The organism is Endozoicomonas sp. SESOKO2 (assembly GCF_024606245.1).
In the GTDB taxonomy this organism is placed as follows: domain Bacteria; phylum Pseudomonadota; class Gammaproteobacteria; order Pseudomonadales; family Endozoicomonadaceae; genus Endozoicomonas_A.
In genome coordinates, this window is record NZ_JAHHPQ010000508.1 from 1 (window position 1) to 24,821 (window position 24,821).

The 24,821-nt window shown below is 48.6% G+C and carries 18 protein-coding genes; 12 read left to right on the plus strand and 6 right to left on the minus strand.

Features of this window, described 5'->3' with window-relative positions; translation table 11 throughout:
* Nucleotides 1-418 precede the first annotated feature (418 nt).
* The 12 genes from KDK17_RS11620 to hemE all read left to right on the plus strand — a co-directional run bounded on the left by KDK17_RS11620 (nt 419) and on the right by hemE (nt 16,195).
* Nucleotides 419-1,531 (plus strand): pilus assembly protein PilM, encoded by a 1,113-nt coding sequence (locus KDK17_RS11620; RefSeq protein ID WP_257279858.1) that lies wholly within the window; start codon nt 419-421, stop codon nt 1,529-1,531.
* A complete protein-coding gene (locus KDK17_RS11625; protein ID WP_257279857.1) occupies nt 1,531-2,097 on the plus strand; it encodes a PilN domain-containing protein in 567 nt (188 codons plus the stop codon). The genes KDK17_RS11620 and KDK17_RS11625 overlap by 1 nt, the downstream gene beginning before the upstream one ends.
* On the plus strand, nt 2,094-2,708 hold the full coding sequence (locus KDK17_RS11630) for a type 4a pilus biogenesis protein PilO (RefSeq protein WP_257279856.1): 615 nt from the start codon (nt 2,094-2,096) through the stop codon (nt 2,706-2,708). The genes KDK17_RS11625 and KDK17_RS11630 overlap by 4 nt, the downstream gene beginning before the upstream one ends.
* Nucleotides 2,708-3,235, plus strand: coding sequence for a pilus assembly protein PilP (locus tag KDK17_RS11635; protein ID WP_257275715.1), 528 nt, complete (start codon nt 2,708-2,710; stop codon nt 3,233-3,235). The genes KDK17_RS11630 and KDK17_RS11635 overlap by 1 nt, the downstream gene beginning before the upstream one ends.
* A 267-nt stretch (nt 3,236-3,502) precedes the next feature.
* Entirely contained in the window at nt 3,503-5,584 is a 2,082-nt protein-coding gene (locus tag KDK17_RS11640; RefSeq protein ID WP_257275716.1) for a type IV pilus secretin PilQ, read from the plus strand.
* Nucleotides 5,585-5,673: 89 nt separating this feature from the next.
* Nucleotides 5,674-6,171 (plus strand): DUF29 domain-containing protein, encoded by a 498-nt coding sequence (locus KDK17_RS11645; protein ID WP_257275717.1) that lies wholly within the window; start codon nt 5,674-5,676, stop codon nt 6,169-6,171.
* A 24-nt stretch (nt 6,172-6,195) separates the two neighbouring features.
* Nucleotides 6,196-6,687 carry a DUF29 domain-containing protein gene (locus tag KDK17_RS11650; protein ID WP_257275718.1) on the plus strand — a complete coding sequence of 164 codons (492 nt, stop codon included), beginning with the start codon at nt 6,196-6,198 and terminating at the stop codon, nt 6,685-6,687.
* A gap of 135 nt (nt 6,688-6,822) precedes the next feature.
* Complete coding sequence (gene aroK, locus KDK17_RS11655; protein WP_257275719.1) at nt 6,823-7,341, plus strand: shikimate kinase AroK; 519 nt, start codon at nt 6,823-6,825, stop codon at nt 7,339-7,341.
* Nucleotides 7,342-7,418: 77 nt separating this feature from the next.
* Nucleotides 7,419-8,510, plus strand: a complete 1,092-nt coding sequence (gene aroB, locus KDK17_RS11660; RefSeq protein WP_257279890.1) for a 3-dehydroquinate synthase — start codon at nt 7,419-7,421, stop codon at nt 8,508-8,510.
* A gap of 417 nt (nt 8,511-8,927) precedes the next feature.
* Nucleotides 8,928-13,385 (plus strand): glutamate synthase large subunit, encoded by a 4,458-nt coding sequence (gltB, locus tag KDK17_RS11665; protein ID WP_257288147.1) that lies wholly within the window; start codon nt 8,928-8,930, stop codon nt 13,383-13,385.
* A gap of 131 nt (nt 13,386-13,516) precedes the next feature.
* Nucleotides 13,517-14,944, plus strand: a complete 1,428-nt coding sequence (locus KDK17_RS11670; RefSeq protein WP_257275722.1) for an FAD-dependent oxidoreductase — start codon at nt 13,517-13,519, stop codon at nt 14,942-14,944.
* Nucleotides 14,945-15,127: 183 nt separating this feature from the next.
* Nucleotides 15,128-16,195: a uroporphyrinogen decarboxylase gene (gene hemE, locus KDK17_RS11675; protein ID WP_257279853.1), complete on the plus strand. Its 1,068-nt coding sequence runs from the start codon at nt 15,128-15,130 to the stop codon at nt 16,193-16,195.
* A gap of 34 nt (nt 16,196-16,229) precedes the next feature.
* Here the strand turns inward: hemE and KDK17_RS11680 are convergent, their stop codons facing one another.
* The 6 genes from KDK17_RS11680 to KDK17_RS11705 form a co-directional block, all read right to left on the minus strand.
* Nucleotides 16,230-18,614: a response regulator gene (locus KDK17_RS11680; RefSeq protein WP_257288148.1), complete on the minus strand. Its 2,385-nt coding sequence runs from the start codon at nt 18,612-18,614 to the stop codon at nt 16,230-16,232.
* Between the two features lie 302 nt (nt 18,615-18,916).
* Complete coding sequence (gene purD / locus KDK17_RS11685; protein WP_257275725.1) at nt 18,917-20,200, minus strand: phosphoribosylamine--glycine ligase; 1,284 nt, start codon at nt 20,198-20,200, stop codon at nt 18,917-18,919.
* Nucleotides 20,201-20,306: 106 nt separating this feature from the next.
* The gene (purH, locus tag KDK17_RS11690; RefSeq protein WP_257275733.1) at nt 20,307-21,893 is read right to left on the minus strand and encodes a bifunctional phosphoribosylaminoimidazolecarboxamide formyltransferase/IMP cyclohydrolase; all 1,587 of its coding nucleotides are present in this window, start codon (nt 21,891-21,893) and stop codon (nt 20,307-20,309) included.
* Between the two features lie 262 nt (nt 21,894-22,155).
* A complete protein-coding gene (gene fis, locus KDK17_RS11695; RefSeq protein ID WP_257275726.1) occupies nt 22,156-22,458 on the minus strand; it encodes a DNA-binding transcriptional regulator Fis in 303 nt (100 codons plus the stop codon).
* Complete coding sequence (gene dusB / locus KDK17_RS11700; protein ID WP_373690665.1) at nt 22,455-23,396, minus strand: tRNA dihydrouridine synthase DusB; 942 nt, start codon at nt 23,394-23,396, stop codon at nt 22,455-22,457. Before dusB ends, fis begins: the two co-directional genes overlap by 4 nt.
* 550 nt (nt 23,397-23,946) lie before the next feature.
* Nucleotides 23,947-24,798 (minus strand): DUF3426 domain-containing protein, encoded by an 852-nt coding sequence (locus KDK17_RS11705; RefSeq protein ID WP_257275728.1) that lies wholly within the window; start codon nt 24,796-24,798, stop codon nt 23,947-23,949.
* Nucleotides 24,799-24,821: the final 23 nt, after the last annotated feature.

Genomic DNA, 24,821 nt, shown 5'->3' on the forward strand with positions numbered 1-24,821 from the left:
TAGACCAATTTATTGCAACAGCAGTAGGACAGCCTTAAGTCCGACAGGCTGCTAGGATATGGATCGTTAGTTAATGTAATGTTCGGTTTTGCGTTGCGTTACTGTGAGAATGATTCTCTAACCCGGATGGGGTGAAGGGGTTTTGAGCTCAGGGCTGTGCCGGCTGGACGATGTATTTCTGTCATTGCTGATAAACATTTATCGAAACGATCATGGCGAAGTGGTTAAACCGTCAGGCTCTGTTTTTGGGTGTGTTGAGCGAAAAGTAGCCGCGGGAAGGCGCTTAGCGTGATCTGCTCAAAATAAAGTGAATTCGAAAGGTTGCTTTCGTTGCGCAATTGAACGGACTGTTATTAAATAAAAAAATAGGGAATTTTTATAACTAAAGCCGCCATGAGCGACAAGCGCCGAGGTGTTGATGTTGATCGAACCGGCGCTCCATGGTGAAAAAGCAGGAATCGCATCTGTGTTTGGGCTGTTTAATAATAAAACAAGTGCTGTCCTTGGAGTGGACATCAGTTCAACCTCAGTGAAGGTTCTCGAACTGGGTCGTGGCAGCAAGGGATACCGAATCGAAGCCTACGGTGAAGAGCCTTTGCCGCCTGGAACTGTGATAGAAAATGTTATTCAGGAGCCAGAGGCTGTTGGGGAGGCTATCAGGCGCGCTGTTTCTCGCAGTCGCAGCAGTGTGAGAAACGCCGCAGTGGCTGTTTCCGGTTCGGCTGTCATCACCAAGACCATCGAGATGGATTCTTCCCTGAGTGATGACGAGATGGAAACACAAATTACCGTAGAAGCCGATCAGTACATTCCGTACGCATTAGACGAAGTGGCTATTGATTTTGAAGTCCTTGGTTTGAAGGAAAATAATCCTGAGCGGGCTGAGGTGCTCCTTGCCGCCTGCCGTCGTGATAATGTCGAAATGCGTGAAGAAGCTCTTGGGCTTGGTGGTCTGAAAGCCAAAGTGGTGGATGTCGAGGCATTCGCCATGGAAAGAGTCTTCGAGCTGGTCAGTGATATGCTGGAGCTGCCGGAGGAAGATCCGGTGGTTGCCATTGTTGACATTGGTGCCAGCAGTACTTCCATCAGTGTCTTGAGCAATGGGCAGACTATTTACACCAGAGAACAATTGTTTGGCGGTCGACAGCTCACTGATGAGATTCAGCGACGCTATGGTCTCAGCCCTGAAGAAGCAGAGAAATCCAAACGTGAAGGGGGGCTTCCGGACGATTTTGAACCTGAAGTGCTGGAGCCTTTCAAAGAGGCAGTTGTGCAACAGGTTTCCCGGTCCCTGCAGTTTTTCTATTCCTCCAGTCAATACAATGATGTTGATGCCATTCTGATGGCCGGTGGAACATCTTCTATTCCGGGTCTTGCTGCTCTGATTCAGGACAAGCTTGGAACGCAGGCGTTATTGGCCAATCCGTTTGCCAAAATGGCGCTATCTTCAAAAGTGGATGTCAGTAAATTAACTGGCAGTGCTCCGGCTTTGATGATCGCCTGTGGGTTAGCCATGAGGAGTTTTGACTGATGGCAAGGATTAACCTTCTCCCCTGGCGTGAGCAACTTCGTGAAGAGCGCAAAAAACGCTTTGTGGTAGCCTGGATGATGACTATTCTGGCAGGTGGTGCCATGATCTTCATGGCTGATCTCTATACCGCTAATGCCATCGGCCATCAGCAAAGCAGGAATCAGTTCCTTCAGAATAAAATTGTTGAACTCGACAAGAGTATTGCTGAGATCAAAGGCCTCAGAGAGAAGCGAGTCCAGCTTCTGGAGCGAATGGAGGTCATACAGAATCTGCAGGGTAACCGACCCATCATTGTTCAGGTATTTGATCAGCTGGCTCGATTGATTCCTGATGGGGTTCACTTCAAGAGCCTTCAGTTTCAGGGAGATACTCTGAAGCTGGTGGGCGTCGCCGAGTCGAATAATCGTATTTCCAGCCTGATGCGTAATTTTGATGCCTCCGAATGGTTTGCTGACCCTAATCTGACCGCCGTACGAAAAGTGACACTCGGCGGAGACCGGATGAATGAATTTGATCTGACCGTGATTCGAACATCACCCGGGAAAGAAGGGGGTGACGAATCATGAGCTTCGCAGACTCTCTTAAAAAACTGAATGAACTGGATCTGGCTGAACTGGATTTTGAAAATGTAGGTGCCTGGCCATTGCCGGTCAGGATTGTTGCCTGTGTGTTGACTTTGGGACTGGTATTTTTTCTGGGTTATCAATTGCACTTGAGTGATCTCCAGAAAACTTACGACACTGTTATTGCAAAAGAGAAAGAGCTGAAGGATCAATTCAGGGTTAAGGCTTTTCAGGCTGCGAATCTGGATGCTTACCGGGCCCAGATGAGAGAGATGGAGGCTTCATTTGGTGCGCTGGTAAAACAGTTACCGAGTGATACCGAGGTGCCCGGTTTACTGGAAGATATTACTTTTACCGGACGTGGTGCGGGTCTGACCTTTGATACCATCAAGTTGCAGCCGGAAAAAGCTACGGAGTTTTATATTGAGCTTCCTATCAGTATTTCGGTGAGTGGTAACTATCACGATATTGGCAATTTTGTCAGTGGTGTGGCTAGTTTGTCACGAATTGTGACGCTTCATGACTTTTCTATCACACCGGAAAAAAATGGGCAGATTCTTAAAATGGAGATTCTGGCCAGAACTTATCGCTACAACGACAAGGAGTCTGAGTAATGAAGTATTTACAAAGACTTATGATTGCTTCTGTCGGTGTTGCGTTGGTGGGTTGTTCCGGTAACAGTGGCTTCAATGATCTTGACCAGTTCATGGCCGAGATGAAGTCCAAGCCTACCGGAAGAATTGATCCGCTGCCCACTTTTACTCCCTACGAAGCATTTACTTATAGTGCTTCTGGTTTAAGAAGTCCCTTTGAGCCGCCAATTAAGTTGAAGGCCTCTGACCTGGCGCTCAGCAGTAATGTCAAACCGGACAATAGTCGGACCAGACAATATCTGGAACAGTTCGATATCGAAACCTTTGCCCTGGTGGGCTCTATCAGTAACGACGCTGGCCTTTGGGGGCTGATTCGTGGTGACGATGGTATTCACCGGGTCAGGGTGGGTGATTATCTGGGTAAAAACCACGGTCGAATCACTTACATTGATGACAGTGAACTGAGAATTGTCGAGATTGTGCCTGCGGGCTCTGACGTCTGGATTGAAAGACCCAGAAGCCTGAGGCTGGATCTTGGTCAACCCTGATCGTTAGACATGTATTTGCAAGGATAGTCCGATCAGTTTCGAAATGGATTTCCCGCTTTGCCATACATACCTCACAAGTTACGTCTCTTTTTGATGGCGGGCATACAAGGTATGGCTCTCATTATGGTGTTCGTTGAAATGCTCACTCTAATAAAGAGTTTCTATGGCTGTTATAACAAGGTAGGCGACATCGCCGCAGAAAACTGGATTTTTCTGATGTCATGCCGATTAGAACAACAATTCTAAAATGCTAAGTGGGTCAAGTAGATGAATAATAAGCCCGTTTTGAAAGCGAGCGCAGTACGAATGTTACTGTATGTGGTGTTGGCGTGGTTGCCGCTTTCTGTCTGGGGTGTAACACTCAAGAAAATGGACGCAGGTACCCTGCCAGGGGATATCGTAGAGCTGCGTCTGATGTTTGATGGTCCAGCACCTGAGGCCAAGGGCTACACAATAGAGCAGCCCCCCAGAATTTCTTTGGATCTGCCATTCACTCGCAGTGATCTGCCCAAGTATAACGAAGTTGGATTTCAGAACACAGAGAGTGTCACAGTGCTTGAAGCCGGGGGCAGAACCCGGCTCGTTGTTAATTTGAAAACAGCTGCTGGCTTTTCCACTAAAGCAGACGGCAACGTGCTTTATGTTTATGTAGGAGCAGAAGATTCCAATACCCGTTCTGCTCTTCCAACGGTGGCCAGTTCTGGTGCACCTCTGGCTGACCCTGCCAGTCATGGCATTACCCATATTGATTTCCAGAGGGGTGAAGAAGGTGAGGGTAATGTTGTCATTACGCTCGCAGATCCTAACATTCCTATGGATATGAATGAGCTGGGTGGTCGCATTCGTCTGGAGTTTCAGGGGAATGTACTGCCAGGCCGCTTACGCAACCGTCTGGACGTCATTGATTTCGCTACTCCCGTTAAATTCATTGATGCCAAGGTCGAAGACGGGAATGCGGTGATTGTGATTGAGCCCAAGGGGGATTACAGCTACCTTGCTTATCAGGCTGATAACACACTGACAGTGAGTGTTAAGCCGGTATCCAGTAAAGATTATGGTCGTGACCGTAAAGGTCTGGCCTATAAGGGTGACAAGTTGTCCCTGAATTTTCAGGATATCGAAGTGCGTGCTGTTCTTCAGTTGATTGCTGATTTTACTGATCTGAACCTGGTGGCTTCAGATACGGTCAGTGGTAATGTGACACTGCGTCTTCAGAATGTGCCCTGGGATCAGGCTCTGGACATCGTTCTTAAATCAAAAGGTCTGGACAAACGGCTTGAAGGTAATGTTCTGACCGTCGCTCCGGCCGAAGAGATTGCAGCCAGAGAGCGTCAGCAACTGGAGAATGACAAACAGATTCGCGAGCTGGCGCCTGTCTACACCGATCTTATTCAGATCAATTACGCTGATGCTTCAGAGATAGCAGAGGTTCTGGCGGGTGAAGGGGAAGAGACCAGTCTACTGACTGAGCGTGGCTCGGTTCAGGTAGTGGCCCGCACCAATAGTCTTCTGGTTAAAGATACTCAGGAAAAGCTGGATGAGCTGCGTGCCCTGATTCAGCGTCTTGATATTCCCGTCAGACAGGTGATGATTGAGGCTCGTATTGTCAATATGAACTCTGATTTTACCCGCGATCTGGGTGTAAAGTGGAGTGGAGCAACAGATCTGACATCGAATGACTCGAATCGGGCTATTGGTATTGGTGGCAGTGGCACTAACGCAGGAAATGACGGGGGCACACCTTCAGCCGGTGTGGGTAGCAACCCATTTATGGACTTTGGTGTAGGCGGAGCTAATGCCGCTACTCTGGCCATTGGCTTTGCAACCAATAGCACTATTTTGAACCTTGAGTTATCTGCCATCTTGTCTGATGGTGGAGGAGAAACGGTTTCTCAGCCAAAAGTGATAACCGCAGACAAGACTAAAGCAGTGATCAAATCGGGTAAGGAAATTCCTTACGAAGAGAAAACATCCAGCGGTGCAACTTCTGTAGCCTTCAAGGATGCGGTGCTTTCCCTTGAGGTCACACCGCAGATCACTCCTGAGGGCAGTATTATTATGGATGTGACGGTCACCAATGACTCTCAGGGTACTGATGCGCCAAATGGAGTACCTACCATCAATAAAAATGAAGTGAGTACTCAGGTGCTGGTCAGAGATGGTGAAACGGTTGTTCTGGGTGGGGTCTTCACTCAGGAGAAGAAAAATGGGACGGTTAAAGTACCTGTGTTGGGTGATATTCCTTATGTAGGACGACTATTCAGAAAAGATACCAGCTCAGATGAAAAAGCCGAGCTGATGATTTTTATCACGCCTCGAGTGATCAGCGACAATTTTACCCTCCGTTAATTCTCCCATCCCGGAAGGCTAAGACCTTCCGGGATCACTTCCAAAAAAATGCCCTATAATGGACTCCGCACTGATAGAGGAATCTTGTTATGGATGGCCGCTCCAATCAACTGTTCGACTCTGATTATTACCAGTGGGTGCAGCAACAGAAAAAACTTCTGGAAAACCGTCAGTTTGATCAGCTTGACCTGGATAATCTCATTGAGGAAGTTGGGGAAATGGGTAAAAGTGAGCGAAACAGCTTTGAGTCCCATCTGATTATCCTGTTGCTCCATCTGCTCAAATACGATTATCAGCTCAGGGTTCTGCAAGACCCCTGGGTGCAGGACAAAGTCATTCATACCTGGCTGCCCAGCATCACTAACCCAAGGATTGAGATTAAGACGTTGCTCAGAAAAAGTCCTTATTTGAACAAGATCAAGGATGAAGCACTGGCTGAAGCGTATTTCTATGCAAGAAAAGATGCTGTGCAAGAGCTGAACAAGTACATTCGCTCAGAAGGCAAAAGGTTGGACAAGAACAGCTTTCCAAAAGAGTGTCCCTGGTCTTTTGATCAGGTGATGGAGATAAACTGGTTGCCAGAATAAACGGCGCATTTGGAGGAAAAGGATATGGTTAACGCTTCCGGTAATCAGTACGACACAGATTACTTTGGCTGGGTTCAGCAACAGAAAAAACTTCTGGAAAACCGTCAGTTTGATGAGCTTGACCTGGATAATCTCATTGAGGAAGTTGAGGGTATGGGTAAGAGTGAGCCAAGGTCGCTGGAGTCTCATCTGGTGGTTTTGTTGCAACACTTACTGAAGTATCAGTATCAGACCTATATCCTGAACCCTCATATGCCCGAGCCCAAAGTGTTCCGATCCTGGTTTGGGCGTATTCGCAATGCCAGGGACGATGCTGGCAAAGTATTGCTTGCTAATCCATCACTAAAGTCTCGATTGGATGAGCTGTATGTCTCGGCCTACAGAGAAGGCAAGAAGCGTGCAATAAGAGAGATGAATGACTATCTGCCAAAACAAAACTGGCTGACTGATGATAGTTATCCGGAGAGTTGCCCTTGGTCATTTGAAGAGATCATGACAGAAGAGTGGCTGCCTTGAATTGTCTATGAATTGAGCCATGCGTTCATTTGACAAAAAACGGGGGTGAAAGCTCCCGTTTTTTGTTGTCAGCATGACTCAGGATGCGCTAGGCTCAGCCTCACACGCAGGCAGGAAGTCGGGCTAACAAAGACAATGCCATTGAGAAATATATATCTGGTAGGCCCTATGGGGGCCGGTAAAAGTACGATCGGGCGAATGTTGGCCAAAGAGCTGGGGCTGCCTTTTTTTGATTCAGATCATGAGGTTGAGGCGCGCAGTGGTGCTGAAATTCCCTGGATTTTTGATGTCGAGGGCGAAGAGGGCTTTCGGCAGCGTGAAATACAGGTAATACAGGATCTTTGTTCCAGGCAGGGTATTGTTCTTGCGACGGGGGGTGGAGCTGTGACCCGACTGGAAAATCGCCAGCAGTTGGGTACCAATGGGGTGGTTGTTTTTCTCAAGGCATCAGTAGCAGCACAATTGGTCAGAACTGAGAAAGACAAGAAAAGACCCTTGTTGCAGAGATCTGATCGTGAGGAAGTGCTGACGCAGCTGTTGAATGAGAGAGCGCCACTCTATTCCAGTATTGCCGATGTCGAGCTGGATACAGAGTTACTATCACCTAAAGCACTGATCAACGAAATCATCCGAACCGTTGGCAAATTGCCGTAAGCAAAGAAAAAGCCTTTGGATTAGTTAATCAATAAAGGTTTTCAGAAAGAGAGAGACGTTTGATGCAGGAGTCGGACATCCTTGAACTGAATGTGGATCTGGGTGAGAGAAGCTACCCCATCTATATTGGTTCAGGCCTTTATGCGGGTGCAGCCAGACCCGGGTTGCTCAAGCCCTATATCAAGGGGCAGCAAGTGGCTATTGTCACTAACGAAACCATTGCTCCTCTCTATTTGGACAAGGTGCGTAGCCTGCTGGAGGGCTTTGACCTGTTGGAAGTCACGCTACCTGATGGAGAAGCGTTTAAGAATCTGAGCACACTTGAAAAAGTGTTTGACGGCTTGCTTAAAGCTCGTCATACCCGTAAAACCACATTGATCGCTCTGGGTGGTGGTGTGGTGGGTGATATGACAGGCTTTGCAGCAGCAGCCTATCAGCGTGGCGTTGATTTTATTCAGATTCCAACCACTCTGCTGTCCCAGGTAGATTCTTCTGTTGGCGGGAAAACCGGCGTTAATCATCCGTTGGGCAAAAATATGATTGGTGCTTTCCATCAACCCAATGTTGTCCTCATCGATACAGACTCTTTGAATACACTCCCTGACCGGGAGTTTTCCGCTGGCGTTGCCGAAGTGATCAAATACGGCCTGATATGTGATGAATCGTTCTATCAGTGGCTGCAAGCAAATATTGAGCGAATCATGGCGAGGGATCAGAAGGCGCTGACTTATGCGATTCATCGTTCGTGCTCTGACAAAGCCTGGGTGGTGGCAGAAGATGAAAAAGAGTCTGGGCTCAGAGCGATTTTAAATCTGGGCCACACCTTCGGACATGCTATTGAAACGCACACGGGTTATGGCGAATGGCTGCATGGTGAGGCGGTTGCTGTCGGTATGGTGATGGCTGCTGAACTCTCCTGCCGACTGGGTCAGATTACCAGAGAAGAACTACAGGGGGTCGTGGCTATGCTCAAAGCCGCACATCTGCCGGTAGAGCCTCCTGAGGGCATGTCACCCGGTCGCTTTATTGAACTGATGTCCGTCGACAAAAAAGTGCTGGATGGAAAATTGAGGCTAGTGCTTTTAGAGCAGATCGGTAAAGCGGTTGTGACAGACCAGTTTGACCGGGTTGTGCTTAATAAGATGCTGAATGAGGTGTGCAGAATATAGAGCTTATTGCTTATTGTTCTTTTTGTGTATTTGTGATCGAGGGGTTGGCCGTGTAAAATGGTCAGCCCCTCGTCTTTTGTGGCGAGATTGAATGTCTGCAACTTCGACCTGTTTTTCATGAAGTAGTAGTAGGGAGTACACTCTTTTTTTGTACTCTTTTTTGAATTAAAATCCATAAAAACGAATAAATATTCTTTGGTTGTGGTTGTCCTGCAAGACAACCGCTACAACCTGAGCCATAAATGCAGCCAGCATCACAGTGTCAAGACAGCAGCGGGATGTGGGAGAGCTGCATTTTTACAGAATAAAGTGCCTTGGACAAAATGAGAACAACGATAGTCCGGGAGTCTGAGCGAGCAGGTTTCCAGAGTGACAGAAGTTTCAAGGTTTATAATAACTGACGATGAGAGAGTGCTTATGAAACCAGGTCTGTATAATCCTGAGGAGTTCAGGGATAACTGTGGTTTCGGGCTGATTGCCCACATGGAAGGAGAGAAGAGTCATAATCTCCTGACAACCGCGATTGAAGCACTTACCTGCATGACGCACCGTGGTGGTATTGCTGCAGATGGTAAAACAGGCGACGGTTGTGGCTTGTTGATTCAGACACCTGATACCTTCTTCCGCACTGTCGTTAAAGAGCAACTGGGTAAAGATCTTCCAGCCCTTTACGCTGTGGGGATGCTATTCCTGAGTCAGGATGAATCCGTCGCCGATCATGCCAGAAAAAAACTCGAAGCTGAACTGGAAAAGAAAAACCTGGTAGTGCTTGGCTGGCGAAAGGTGCCGGTCAATAGTGAGTGTCTTGGCCCTATTGCTTTGGATCAGCTACCCGTTATTGAACAGGTGTTTGTAGGTCATCAGGGCGAGTTGGAGGAAGCCGAGTTTTCAGCCCGTCTTTATATGGCCCGTCGCTTCACCAATATGGCGCTTGAGCAGGATCAGGACTTTTATATCTGTTCCCTGTCTACTCAGGTCGTGACCTACAAAGGTCTGATGATGCCTGTAGATCTGGCTAACTTTTATCAAGATCTGGGTGACCCCCGGTTTGAAACCGCAATCTGTGTATTCCATCAGCGTTTCTCTACAAACACCATGCCACGCTGGAAGTTGGCTCAGCCTTTCCGTCTCTTGGCTCATAATGGTGAAATTAACACCATCACCGGTAACAGAAACTGGTCACAGGCTCGTCGAAACAAATTCAAATCTGAGCTTCTGCCCGATCTGGATCAGATCTCTCCTCTGGTCAACCGAACCGGGTCCGATTCATCCAGCCTCGACAACATGCTTGAAATTCTGGTAACCGGTGGTGTTGATCTGTACCGGGCTATCCGAATGCTGGTTCCGCCTGCCTGGCAGAATGTTGATACCATGGATCCCGGTCTCAGGGCATTTTATGAATTCAACTCCATGCACATGGAGCCCTGGGATGGTCCTGCTGGTCTGGTGCTTACCGACGGTCGTCGTGCTGTTTGTGCACTGGATCGCAATGGTCTGCGCCCTTCCCGCTGGGTTATTACTAAAAACGGCTATCTGACCGTTGCTTCTGAAGTGGGTGTTTATGATTATCAGCCTGAAGATGTGGTGGCCAAAGGTCGTGTTGGTCCGGGTGAAGTTCTGGCCATTGATGTTGAGTCAGGCGAATTGCTTCAGGCCCATGATATTGATGAGCAGCTGAAGACTCGACAGCCTTATAAGAAGTGGTTGAAACAGAATGCTTATCGTATCCGTTCCCGATTCAGGGATGAAGATCACAAAATTGAGCATCTGGATTCAGAACTACTGAAGGTTCATCAGAAGATGTTCTCAGTGACTTTTGAAGAGCGTGATCAGGTGATCCGTCCTCTGGCTGAGAGCGGACAGGAAGCGGTAGGCTCAATGGGCGACGATACGCCAATGGCGGTATTGTCAGGTCGTGTGCGTTCCGTGTATGACTACTTCAGGCAGCAGTTTGCCCAAGTCACGAATCCACCTATCGATCCTCTGCGTGAAGCGATCGTTATGTCCCTGGAAACCTGTCTGGGACGTGAGAAAAATATATTTGAAGAGACCCCTGAACATGCTGGTCGTGTGGTACTCAAATCGCCAGTGCTGTCGACGACCAAATTCCTGAATCTGATCAATGCTCATCATCAGCATGATGACCTTGATGTGGCTTACATCGACATCAATTACAAGCCTGAAGAAGGTTTAAGGTCGGCTATAGAGCGCATTTGTGCTCAGGCAGAGCAGGCTGTAAGAGACGGCAAGGCACTGATTCATCTGAGTGATCGGGATATCAATGATGAAAAGCTGCCTGTGCATGCGGCTATGGCTACAGGCGCAGTTCATCACAGACTGATTGATACGGGCCTGCGATCCGATGCCAATATACTGGTAGAAACAGCCACCGCCAGAGATTCTCATCAGTTCGCGGTATTGCTGGGCTTCGGTGCTACGGCTATTTATCCCTACCTGTCTTACGAAATTATTCATGACCAGATTCGCTCCGGAGAGGTTCTGGCGGATCCTCTGGATGCCTACAAAGCTTATCGCAAGGGCATCGATAAAGGGCTGTTGAAGATTCTCTCCAAGATGGGGATCTCTACCATTGCTTCCTATCGTGCTGCGCAGCTGTTCGAAGCCATTGGTCTCTCTTCTGAAGTCGTTGACCTGTGTTTCAAGGGTGTTCAGAGTCGTATTGAAGGAGCTGGTTTTGATGCGATTCAGCAAGATCAGCAGTTACTCTCTGAAACCGCCTGGAAGAAGAGGAAGCCCATTCAGCAGGGTGGCCTTCTTAAATATGTGCACGACAGTGAGTATCACGCATTCAATCCTGACGTCGTTCAGCAGCTTCAGAAAGCAGTGTCCACAGGTGATTATGAAGAGTTTCGTCGTTACTCCAAACTGGTAAACGAAAGGCCGGTTGCTACCTTGCGTGATCTGATGGGCCTCAAAAAGGCCGATAAAGCTCTGGCTATCGATGAAGTTGAACCTGCTACCCATATTCTCAAACGATTCGACTCTGCAGCTATGAGTCTTGGCGCCCTGTCTCCGGAAGCCCATGAAGCTCTGGCTGAAGCGATGAACCGTCTGGGCGGTCGTTCCAACTCAGGTGAAGGGGGTGAGGACGAAGCACGCTTTGGCACTAACCGGGTTTCTAAAATAAAGCAGATTGCCTCTGGTCGTTTTGGTGTGACGCCCCACTACCTGGTCAATGCGGATGTTCTGCAAATTAAAGTGGCACAGGGTGCCAAGCCAGGTGAAGGGGGGCAGCTGCCGGGTGGCAAGGTGAACAAGCTGATTGCCCGATTGCGTTATTCGGTACCTGGTGTGACACTGATTTCACCGCCACCGCACCATGATATCTATTCGATTGAAGATCTGGCTCAGCTGATTTTCGACTTAAAACAGGTGAACCCTGATGCGCTGGTCTCCGTAAAACTGGTATCAGAGCCCGGTGTCGGCACCATCGCTGCGGGTGTTGCCAAGGCATATGCTGATCTCATTACCATCTCTGGTTACGACGGAGGCACTGCTGCCAGTCCCTTGACGTCTATCAGATATGCAGGTTCTCCTTGGGAGCTGGGTCTGACAGAGGCTCATCAGGCACTGAGAGCGAACGATTTGCGCGGAAAGGTTCGTCTTCAGACCGATGGTGGCATCAAAACAGGCCTTGATGTCGTAAAAGCCGCCATTCTGGGTGCTGAAAGTTATGGTTTTGGTACCACACCGATGGTTGCTATGGGATGTAAGTACCTCAGAATCTGCCACCTGAACAACTGTGCAACCGGCGTCGCAACTCAGGACCAGCATCTGAGAGAAAATCACTTCATCGGCACGGTTGAGATGATCATGAACTTCTTCACTTTTGTGGCTGAAGAGGTTCGTGAGTGGTTGTCCGTGTTGGGAGCTAAAAGTCTTGGAGACGTCATTGGCCGAACAGAGTTGCTGGAGCTGCTTCCTGGTGATACAGACAAGCAAAAAGGCCTCGATTTGACACCCATTGTCCACAACGATCTGATTCCCGAAGACAAGCCTCATACCTGTCAGGTTGAGCGTAACCCTTCCTATGACAAGGGTGAGTTAGCAGAGGTAATGGTTAAAGCCTGTCTACCCGCTATCGAAAGTGGCGAGGGAGGCGAGTTTGAGTTCACGGTGGGCAACTGTGACCGTTCAATTGGTGCCAGATTGTCGGGTGAGATTGCCAAACGTCATGGTAATCAGGGGATGGCAGAGAGTCCGGTTAAGCTCAACCTGAAAGGTACTGCCGGACAGAGCTTTGGTGTCTGGAATGCGGGCGGTCTGGATATGCGTCTGGAAGGGGATGCTAATGACTACGTGGGTAAAGGCATGACAGGCGGCAACCTGATTATCCGTCCGCCCCGGGGGAGTGCTTTCAATTCTAACGAAACCTCTATCATCGGTAACACCTCTCTTTATGGCGCTACCGGTGGACGCCTTCTGGCCGCTGGCCGTGCCGGTGAGCGTCTTGGTGTTCGGAACTCCGGGGCTACTGCCATTGTCGAAGGTGCAGGGGACCACTGTTGTGAGTACATGACAGGTGGTCTGGTGGTGGTACTGGGCGAAACAGGACACAACTTTGGTGCCGGTATGACCGGTGGCTTTGCCTACGTGCTAGATCTGAAACGTAACTTTGTTGATCGTTATAATCACGAACTGGTAGATATTCACCGAATTGATACCGAATCCATGGAGGACTATCAGTCTCACCTGATGGGTCTTCTGGATGAGTATGTAAAAGAGACAGGCAGTGAATGGGGGCGTGAACTTCAGGAGGAGTTTTACGACTATCGGGGTCGTTTCTGGCTGGTGAAGCCAAAGGCGGCCAGTTTGGACTCATTGCTGGCGAGTACACGTGGGCGTCCCGAGTAGGGTGCTTGCAACCGCTTGCAAGAAAAGTCTTTAGAACAGCCATGTGCGCTGCAGCCAAGAGATGGTAATAAGCAGCATATGCAGCAGCGGCATGAGCGTTATAAAAACAATCAGCGAATGAGGTCAAATTCATGTCACAGTTTAACAACCGACTTAACAATCATTTTCAATTTGTCGAAGTAGGAAGAGAAGATCCGGAAAAAAAGGCCCTACAGGTTCGCAAGAATGATTTTGTAGAGATCTATGAGTCCTACAGTGAAAAACAGGCTAAGCAGCAATCTCATCGCTGCCTTGCCTGCGGTAACCCTTATTGTGAATGGAAGTGCCCTGTGCACAACTACATTCCGGACTGGTTGAAGCTGGTTTCAGAGGGTAATTTATTTGAGGCCGCTGAGCTTTCTCATCAGACCAATAGTCTGCCAGAGGTCTGTGGTCGTGTATGTCCACAGGACCGACTCTGTGAGGGTGCCTGCACCCTGAATGACGGGTTTGGTGCTGTAACCATTGGCGCTACTGAAAAATATATTACCGATACGGCGCTGGCCCTGGGTTGGCGACCGGATATGTCCAAGGTGGTGTGGACAGATAAAAAAGTAGCCGTGATCGGTGCTGGTCCTGCGGGTCTGGGCTGTGCAGACGTGCTGGTCAGAAACGGTGTAAAACCTGTTGTATTTGATAAAAACCCGGAAATTGGTGGTCTGCTGACGTTTGGTATCCCTGAGTTCAAGCTTGAGAAATCAGTGATGTCCCGTCGTCGTGAAGTGTTCACGGAAATGGGTGTTGAATTCAGGCTGAATACTGAAATCGGTAAAGATGTCCTGATGGAAGATCTGATGGCAGAATACGATGCCGTATTTATGGGCATGGGAACCTACACCTACATGAAAGGGGGGTTCCCGGGTGAAGACCTTCCTGGCGTTCATGATGCTCTGCCATTCCTGATTTCCAGCGTGAATCGCAACCTGGGTTTTGAAAAAAAAGCGTCTGATTTCATCGGCATGAAAGGAAAACGTGTCGTGGTTCTCGGTGGCGGTGACACGGCCATGGACTGTAACCGTACTTCCATCCGTCAGGGGGCTGAGTCGGTCGCTTGTGCCTATCGCCGTGATGAAGAGAATATGCCGGGCTCGCGACGTGAAGTCGCTAATGCCAGACAGGAAGGTGTCAAGTTCCTGTTCAATCGTCAGCCTGTTGAGATTGTCGGTAACGGTAAGGTAGAAGGTGTCAAAGTTATCACCACCAAGCTGGGTGAGCCTGATGAGCAAGGGCGTCGTCGTCCTGAGCCGGTTCCGGGCAGTGAGGAAATATTAGAAGCCGACGCGGTATTGATTGCTTTTGGATTTCGTCCAAGTCCTGCTGACTGGTTCGGGTCCCATGATATTCAACTGAATGAGTGGGGTGGAGTCGTTGCGCCTGAGCAGGCCAGGTATAAGTTTCAGACTTCCAATCCTAAAGTTTTCGCCGGTGGGGATATGGTTCGTGGTTCTGATCTGGTGGTTACAGCGATTTGGGAAGGTCGTCAGGCGGCTGAGGGCATTATGGACTATCTGGATGTTTGATCCTGCAGAGAGCTTATCAGGATGAATGTTCTCGAGCAGTGGAAGATTGTCATTAGGGGGGGGAATGAGTATTCTCCCCCTTTTATTTTCTAACATCGTAGCTTTTTCGGTTTGGGCAGACTCTAAGCGCTTGCCCGGATCTTCTTACGGCTTATTGCATTGTTCCTGAATTCTGGAAACCCCATGACCGAGCTGAAAAATGATCGCTTACTGAGGGCTCTGCTGAGAGAGCCTGTTGATGTCACCCCCGTATGGATGATGCGTCAGGCTGGACGTTATTTGCCTGAATATCGGGAGCTTAGGAGCAAAGCGGGTGATTTTATGTCGCTTTGTATGAATCCTGAGCTGGCTTGTGAAGTAACCATTCAGCCACTGGTGCGTTTTGACCTGGATGCGGCCATTCTTTTTTCAGATATCCTCACCATCCCGGATGCAATGGGCTTGGGGTTGTATTTTGAGACGGGAGAAGGCCCGAGGTTTAAAAAGCCCATTCGAACAGCGAGCGATGTTGAAGCACTGTCTGTTCCGGATCCCGAAAAGGATCTGGGCTATGTCATGGATGCGTTACGCACTATCCGCTCCGAGCTCAATGGTCGTGTGCCTCTGATTGGTTTTTCCGGCAGTCCGTGGACTCTGGCTACCTACATGGTTGAGGGGGGGAGCAGTAAAGATTTTCGTCGTATAAAAGCGATGATGTTTGATCAGCCCCAGATGTTGTCTCAATTGCTGGATGTATTGGCAGACTCTGTGACACATTATCTGAATGCCCAGATTAAAGCAGGAGCTCAGGCCGTCCAGATCTTTGATACCTGGGGTGGGGCGCTTTCTCCTGAGTGCTATAGAGCATTTTCCTTAAAGTACATGGAGAAGATTGTTTCAGGTTTGATCAGAGAACATCAGGGTAGAAAGGTGCCCGTCATTCTTTTCACCAAAAATGGTGGTCAGTGGCTCGAATCTATGGCCGCAACCGGTGCGGATGCTCTGGGCCTGGATTGGACGACCGATATTTCTGATGCACGTCGTCGTGTAGGGGATAAGGTCGCGTTGCAGGGAAATATGGACCCATCGGTTCTCTATGCATCATCAGAGCGCATAAGAGAAGAAGTGGCTAAAATTCTCAGAGGTTTCGGACCGGGTGAGGGTCACGTCTTCAATCTGGGGCACGGCATTCATCAGTTTGTCGAACCTGATCGTGCAAGAGCCTTTGTCGATGCGGTCCACGAACTGTCAGTCCGATACCATGCACAATAATTGACCGTATTCGTCAGCCTGATGTCTTCTGGCATCAGGCTGTCTCATTCTTATCCTGATGGGGTTCTCCCAGAACCTGTGAAATTGTCTTCTTGAGCGTTTTGGATTCAGTGGGTTTGGTCAGGAATTGACTGATCCTCAATCTATCCGCATGTTGTTTTCCTGGTGGGTTTGTAGCACCGGTGAGCATGATGATTTTTGGGATCTCCATCTGACTCTCTTCCTGGAGTCTTTCAGCCATTTGGATGCCATTCATACCCGGCATATGGTGGTCAAGTATGATCACGTCGAAGGCTCTTCCCAGGTAGGCTTCGTTGCGAATCATAGCCAGCGCTTCCCGACCGTCTTCAGCATCCAGTGTATTGATGCCCATCAGTGCACATTGTTGGGCCAGAACCTGTCTACAGGTTTTATTGTCATCAACAATCAGTGCCTTGATATTTTTGTGATAGAAAAGCGGTTGTTCATCCCGACGAATGGCGTTTGTTGTTTGTTGTTTATGTGGAATGGCAAACCAGATATGCGTGTTGCCCTGATTCATGATGCCAAAGTGCCCGGACATGGCTTCAATTAATTGGATGGTAATGTAAAGATGTATGCTGATGTTGGCCTGTTTTTTCGCTTCAGAGTAACTGAGTCCACTGATGTTACCCGGAAGGTTCAGAGCTTGTTTCCCCTGACTGTAACTGATCTGATAAAGAATGTAGCCGTCTTTACTTTCATTCTGCCTGTTCGGTTCTGAGTCTGGCAGCTGGGCGTTCTGACTGACGGAAATCATTATTTCACTGTTTTTTGTTTGGCGAAAGATATGAATCAGGGCGCCTTCTAAAATGAGTGATAGCTGACGTGTATCTGTTTCACTGATATCCGGGACATCAGGGTGCACAAAGCTGATCAGTTCAGTATTCAGTTGCTCTGCCCGTAACCGGAATTTAATGAGGCAGTCGTTCAGAAACTCATTGATATCGTAGGGTTTGATCTCAAGGCTGGCTTCGTTTTGCTCAAGTTTCCAGGCTTCAGAAAGCAGGTTGATCAGATTGCTGAGCTCGTTGCCTGCATATCTCAGGGTTTCAACATAGTTTTCCTGTTTGGGGGTCAGCTGTGTGCTTCGGAGTAGTTCAGACATCCCCAGTACGCCATTTAAAGGTGTTCTGAGTTCATGGCCCAAAGCGTTAAATAGACTCTTATCTTTTGTCATTTGGGTTTTGGATGCCGGGCTGAGTGGTGGTTCCTGTGCGAGCTTTGCTCCCTTTGGCAGACGTCTCTGGTAACCAAAATAAAAGCTGGAGGCAAGAATGGTTAACGAAGTTGCTTGAAGCAGCATCCAAGTGGCGGCAGTGGGGTTATAATCGAAAACGCCCAGAATAGCCAGTGAGGCTAACAGGTGGACAAGGGCATAAGGGGTGGTAATCCAGGCAGGAATCTTCAGTGCACCGGGTACTCTGACGAACAGGCTGCAATACCAGATGATCTGAGTCGTCAGCAGGTTGAGTATCAGACTGTGCTCCAGGGATGCAGAGGTGCCTGTCAAAGTAAGTATCAGTAATGATGTCGAGATGATGGAGAGCGTGTTAAAACAGTAGATGAGTTTAACGCTCTTTCCCGTCAAACTGGCGCGAGCTAATTGACTGAGCAGAATGGTTCCAACGATCAGTGAAACGTTCATCATCAAGTTTTGCAGCCATCCTGACTCGAACTTGCTGATATGAAATAATCCCTGCCAGCTTATCAAAAATATCGTGCCCATAAAGCAGAAGCCGGCCAGATAGATATGAGCCTTCTGATGAAATTTAAACCCGTTAATGGCATTCATAATCATCATGACGAAAAACAGAGCCAGCAGCCAACCGCTTTGCCAGTGAGTGAATGCCAGATCGCTGAGAACTGCACTGGGAGACTTCAGAGAGGCGTGTAGGTTGCCTGAGGCGCTTGCGGGTATCTCAATAAATAAATCCAGTGTTTTATCCACAAAGGGCATCAGATTATAAAGATAAACATTGCTGCCGGGCTGTCGTCTATCTGGAAGTTGCCTGTAATGTTTTGGGCCTGAAATATACGCAGTTAGCGATACGCCGGGTGGTGGTTGAAGCCAGAGAATGGGTATAGGCTTAACGTTGATGTCTTTGGGCAGTGAGATCTTGATCCAGGCTGTGCCTTTCTGGCTGGTGAAGTAAAGGCTTTTCCTCTGCCAGGGAGCAAAACGAAACAAGTAATCCAGATCATTGATCTGATCTAAATCGAGTGAACTTTCCGGATCAATGAAAATTCTGGAGAAAGACTCAAGATTGATGGAAACTTTTTGAGGCTGCTGATGAGTGATCTGATCAAGGCTGAATACTTTCGCACTGTAGGTGGTAACCAGAACCATTAGTAATACTGCTCTTATCCACAACCCAACCTTGATACGAAGGCGCGACATCGACTCTGTGCCTGAGGAGGGGTGGGGGGCAATCGATAACAGGCGGTTGAATACAGCGCACATAATATTTATTGAAAATTCCATTTTTCGATTGGTAGTGAGTATACCCTAAGCTGGCTTGCGGAAAAGTGGAATCGTTGCAATTTTATATAACTTTACTTTGAAGGTTTTTGTGCTCTGGAGATAGAAGCTTTATGAGTTTTTTATTCTATTGTTCGGTGGACGCTAGTTTAGATGGGGTGAAGTGTGATCAGCTGATGGAGCGGGTAGGCTGTTCGCTCCATCTGAAAAGCATCAAATACTTAATGTTCTCTGGCTATAGCGCGATAGCCAATGTCTGTCCTGAAGTAAGCATTATCCCACTGAATTTTTGAGGAGGCCTGATAGGCTTTGTCCTGCGCTTCGCTGACGCTGCTGCCCAGAGCCGTGACACAGAGTACGCGACCGCCATAGGTCACTACTTGTTCTCCCCTTAACTGAGTGCCGGCGTGAAACACTTTGCAGTCTGTTGAGTTGGCTTTCTCAATACCAGTGATGATGTCGCCTTTGTGGTACTTTTCCGGGTAGCCACCTGCGGCCATAACAACGCCAAGTGCGGTTCTTTCATCCCACTGGGCCTGGATTTGATCCAGCTTTCCTGTTGCGCCAGCCAGACAAAGTTCAGTCAGACTGGATTGCAGACGCATCATAATGGGCTGGGTTTCAGGGTCACCGAAACGACAGTTGAATTCCAGTACTTTTGGTGTGCCTTTGTCGTCAATCATCAGGCCTGCGTAAAGAAAACCCTTGTAGGTGTTACCTTCGGCAGCCATACCTTTCACGGTGGGAATGATCACTTCCTCCATTGCGCGCTCATGAATGCTCTGAGTCACTACCGGTGCCGGCGAGTATGCACCCATACCACCCGTGTTAGGGCCTTTGTCACCGTTATCCCTGGCTTTATGATCCTGGCTGGTCACCAGAGGTAGAATGTTTTTGCCATCCACCATAACAATAAAGCTGGCTTCTTCTCCTTGAAGGAATTCTTCGATAACCACCCGGTGTCCTGCTTCACCAAAGGCGTTGCCAGCCAGCATGTCATCAATGGCAGCAAGTGCCTGTTCTTCTGTGTCAGCAAGAATGACGCCTTTGCCAGCCGCCAGTCCGTCCGCTTTTACGACAACAGGGGTGCCTTTCTCACGGACATAGGCTTTGGCCTGATCAATGTCAGTGAAGGTTTGATAGTCGGCAGTAGGGATTTTGTGGCGAGCCAGGAAGTCTTTGGTGAAAGCCTTCGAGCCTTCCAGTTGTGCAGCACCTTGAGTGGGGCCGAAAATAGTGAGGTTGGCTTCTTCAAAGCGGTCAACAATACCGGCCACCAGAGGGGCTTCAGGGCCAACAATGGTAAGGTCGATGTTTTCTTCGCTGGCGAATTCAACCAGTTTATCGAGTTCAAGAACATCAATGCTGATGTTGGTTATGCCTTGCTCAAGAGCTGTTCCTGCGTTTCCAGGTGCCACAAAAACCTGTCCTACCTTGTCGTCTTGAGCTGCTTTCCAGGCGAGCGCATGTTCGCGTCCGCCACTGCCGATGATGAGTACTTTCATAGGTTTGCCTGTCCCCGGGGAGTCTGTTTGTGGTGGATAGCCAGTGTCTGTTATTGGTCGTAGATCGAGTGAAAAAAGAGACACATTCTGTGTCTCTTGTCAGCGATCAGTGACGAAAATGTCTGACGCCTGTGAATACCATGGCAATGCCGACCTCGTTGGCGGCATCAATCACTTCTTGATCTCGCATGGAGCCGCCTGGCTGGATGACAGCGGTAATTCCGGCACTGGCGGCTGCATCAATGCCATCCCTGAATGGGAAGAAGGCGTCTGATGCCATTACAGATCCGCGGACTTCCAGATTTTCGTCGGCTGCCTTGATGCCGGCAATTCGAGCACTGTAAACCCGGCTCATCTGACCTGCACCTATACCGATGGTTTGATGATCCCTGGCGTAGACGATCGCATTCGACTTGACAAACTTACCCACTTTCCAGGCGAAAAGCAGATCGTCCAGTTCTGCTTCAGTGGGTGTTCTCTCTGTAACTGATTTCAGTTCCAGGGTGCTGGTTACCTTGATGTCGCTGTCTTGAACCAGCAGTCCGCCATTGACTCGTTTGAAATCCAGAAAATGTTCTGTTGTCTCTGGTAGTGTGCCGCAACACAGTAGCCGGATATTCTTTTTGTTCTGAAGAATGATTTCTGCTTCGCTGTCGACTTCCGGAGCAATGATGACTTCTACAAACTGACGATCAATGATGGCGTTGGCAGTGACTGCATCGAGTTTTCTGTTAAACGCTATGATGCCACCAAAGGCGGATGTGGGGTCGGTTGTGTAGGCTCTGTTATAAGCCTCAAAGATGTCAGCGCCGATGGCTACACCACATGGGTTGGCATGTTTGACGATGACACAGGCAGCAGATTCAAAGGATTTGACACATTCCAGAGCCGCATCGGTGTCAGCAATATTATTGAAAGAGAGTGCCTTGCCCTGAATCTTCTGAGCACTGGAAACAGTGCCCGAAGGAGCAGGATCTTCTACATAGAAAGCGGCTTTCTGATGGGGGTTCTCGCCATAACGCATGTCCTGTACTTTTTTGTACTGACGGTTAAAAGTTCGAGGAAAGGCTTCTGGTTCTTCGTTATCGCCCGTCAATGTTCCGAGATAGTTGGCAATAGCACCATCATACTGAGCAGTATGCTCAAAGGCCTTTACTGCAAGATCAAAACGAGTCGCTGCAGAAACAGAGCCGTTGTTCTCACCAAGCTCGGAGAGCACCCGGGTGTAGTCTTTTGCATCGACGACAATCGTGGTGTCCCTGTGGTTTTTGGCAGCAGCACGAACCATGGTGGGGCCACCAATGTCAATGTTCTCGATCGCCATCTCCAGTGTGCAGTCCTCACGGGTCACTGTCTGCTCGAAGGGGTAGAGGTTGACGACGACCAGATCGATTGGCTTGATACCGTGCTCTGTCATGACGGCTTCGTCCTGACCGGAGCGACCCAGAATGCCTCCGTGAACTTTGGGGTGCAGGGTTTTGACTCTGCCGTCCATCATTTCCGGAAAGCCAGTGTAACTGGAGATTTCCACAGCGGGAATATCGTGCTCAACCAGCAGATTGTACGTGCCGCCCGTGGAGAGGATTTCTACTGAGCGCTGATGCAGTGCACGTGCAAATTCCACTATCCCGGTTTTATCTGAGACACTGATCAGGGCTCTTCGAAGGGGAGGCTGTTCGAAATCGTTTGCCATCATTCCTTTACTCACTGAAAAATCGTTGCCTGAAAAGCTGACTGATTCTAGCCGGATTTGAGCTTCTTCGCAGCATCCGATTCTCGGAAATAGTGGGAAATACAAAAATAATGTTGCTACCTCGAACTGAAGTACAGGTTATTACAAAGCTATTGATCTTCAAAAAGATCTGGGTTTTGTTTTTATATGGGTTGTAAAGACGGGAGGTAGATAAAGTCGTATTCATGTCACAGATCATAATACGACTTTAGAGGCAGGGAGGTTACAAAAGGTCGTATTGCTTGAGTTTCTTTCTTAGTGTGCCACGGTTCAAACCAAGCAGGACTGAAGCTCTGGTCTGGTTACCCTTGACGTACGTCATAACGGTTTCCAGAAGGGGGGCTTCTACTTCAGAAAGGACCATCTGGTATACATCGGTTACTTCCTGACCATCCAGATGGCTGAAGTAGTTGTTCATTGCTTTCTCAACACTGTCGCGGAGTGTCTGCGTTTCACTCTCGATAGGGCTGGTTAGTGTCTGTCCATGGACAGAGGGTTTATCAGTAATAATATGAGGTGCCGTCATGCTGCAATATCCTTGTGATGACTTAAGGTTTGAAAGTACTCCAGTATGCAGTTTTCTTGTTCTTCTGCAGACTCTAGATTGTTGAATTGTTTGCGAAGTCTTGATCCGGATGGGCTGGCCTGCAGGTACCAGCCAACGTGTTTTCTGGCTATGCGCACGCCTTGGGTTTCACCATAAAACTCGTGAAGTGCAGCAAGGTGACCCAGTAGAATGGACTGGATCTCTTTGTGTTCCGGCGCTGGCAGCTGTTTACCCTGTTCAAGGTAGTGGTTAATCTCCCTGAATATCCAGGGTCTTCCCTGGGCTGCACGTCCCACCATGACGGCGTCTGCGCCTGTGATGTCCAATACCGCTTTTGCTTTCTCGGGAGAAGTAATATCGCCATTGGCTATCACTGGAATCTCCATGGATTCACAAATTCGGGCAATGGTCTCGTATTCAGCCTCACCCTTATACATACACTGGCGGGTTCTACCATGAACGGCCAGAGCGGATATACCAAAGTCCTGTGCCATCAAGGCAATGTCGAGGCCGTTTTTGTTTTCAGGACACCAGCCGGTCCGTGTCTTTAGAGTGACCGGGATATCAACCGCCTGAACCACTGACTTCAATATTTGCTTTACCAGTTCAGGTTCTCTCATCAGAGCGGAGCCAGCCGCTTTGTTGCAGACTTTTTTTGCAGGGCAGCCCATGTTGATATCAATGATTTGGGCGCCCCGTTCCTGGTTTAGACGAGCCGCAACAGCCATTTGTTCCGGGTCACTGCCTGCAATCTGAACAGAGCGAGGTTGAAACTCTTCGGCGTGATGATCCATTCTCAGTCGAGACTTTCGTGTGTTCCAGAGTTTTGGGTTGCTGGTCACCATTTCTGAGACGGCCATACCCGCTCCCATTCTCAGACACAGTTGCCTGAATGGGCGATCTGTTACTCCGGCCATGGGGGCCAGGATAACCGGACTTTGAATAGTGTATGGACCTATCTTTAACAAAGTGGTTTGCCTCAATCCAGCGTTGCTACTGTCCAGAGCGTGATAAAAATCCTCTAAGGTGATTTAAATGACTGCTCGGGATCATGAAAAAAGCAAGAGGTCGATCTTGCGGGGTTTTCAAAGATTTATACGACTTTCAGTGTCTCTTTGTGGGAGATCAGGCAGGCGTAATCGCATATAATACTCTGTACAATTTTTAGACGAAAGGGTGTTTTATTGTGGGCTCTGACTGGAACAGCACTCATCTTCACGAGCAGTTATTACCACGTACCGGTGTCCTGTTGCGAAATATGACCTTTCAAAGACGGTGTATAGTGACTTTTGTGAAAAGTACCGCAAGTAATAATTTAGGTGATCTAAGTGATTTTTGATCTCGATTAAATACCTATAGATTTGCGATATCTACTTATTGCAATTGCTCGGTTACGGTTTGTGGATGCACTTGCCGGTAAAACACCATAGAGACTCGATTTATAGGGCTTTCGCTTCTGCCAGTCTTTTAATTGGCAGGTAAAAAATACAGCTGATAGTTGGTAGCTCCATTGCCGGGATCAACGATTTCCATACTGAGCCTTATGGGGTGTCCGCTGGGTATCTCTCTGGATCCAGCCAGTGCACCGCCCAGATACTCCTTCGGGCGAAACCGTCTACTGGCTTCGGGTTGGCCATTAATGTCAGTAAATGTTAACTCAAGCAGGGGCCAGGGTTGCGGAAACGTGGCTTCATTGATGATCACTGAGTCTACTACCAGACCTTCGCTTCGCTCGGGGTGGCTACGGATGTGCAGTTGCAGGCTTTTGATGGCGTTAACATCTACCAATGCCGGAAGGGAGCAGTTCAGATATTGACAGCTTAAAGTGTATGCTGGTCTCAAACGTGGGTCGAGTGAAAGCTGATCTCTGTTAAACCATGCGTACTGTCCAGCAAGCGATACAGAAAAAATCAGGATCAGAGTGACCCAGCCCATTACTCTCAGGGAACTTCTTCCTGATTCTTCATCAACCTCAACGTGCTCCTTATTCAAAGTATCCAGAAAAGAATGGAATGGGGGCTCTTCTTCAGGCGTCGTTTCGACGGCTCTTAAAGTGCTTTCTTCAGGCTTGCTATCCTGAGTCGTGTTTTTCTCTGCTACTTTGTCATGTCGGGTCGATTGTTTTTCAGCCGGTTTGTCTTTCGGCTTCTTCTGGAGCGGTTTTTCCGGAGCAGCTTTATTGGGCATGTTTGATAGGGCATCAAACACCTCAAGACAGGAACCGCATCGAACCGAACCACTGGCGGCTCGTAATTGCGCCTGGGTCACCTTAAAGGAGGTCTGGCATTTTGGGCAGCGGGTGATTCGAGAGCCTTTCATGAAGCCTGTATGCGTTACTGTCT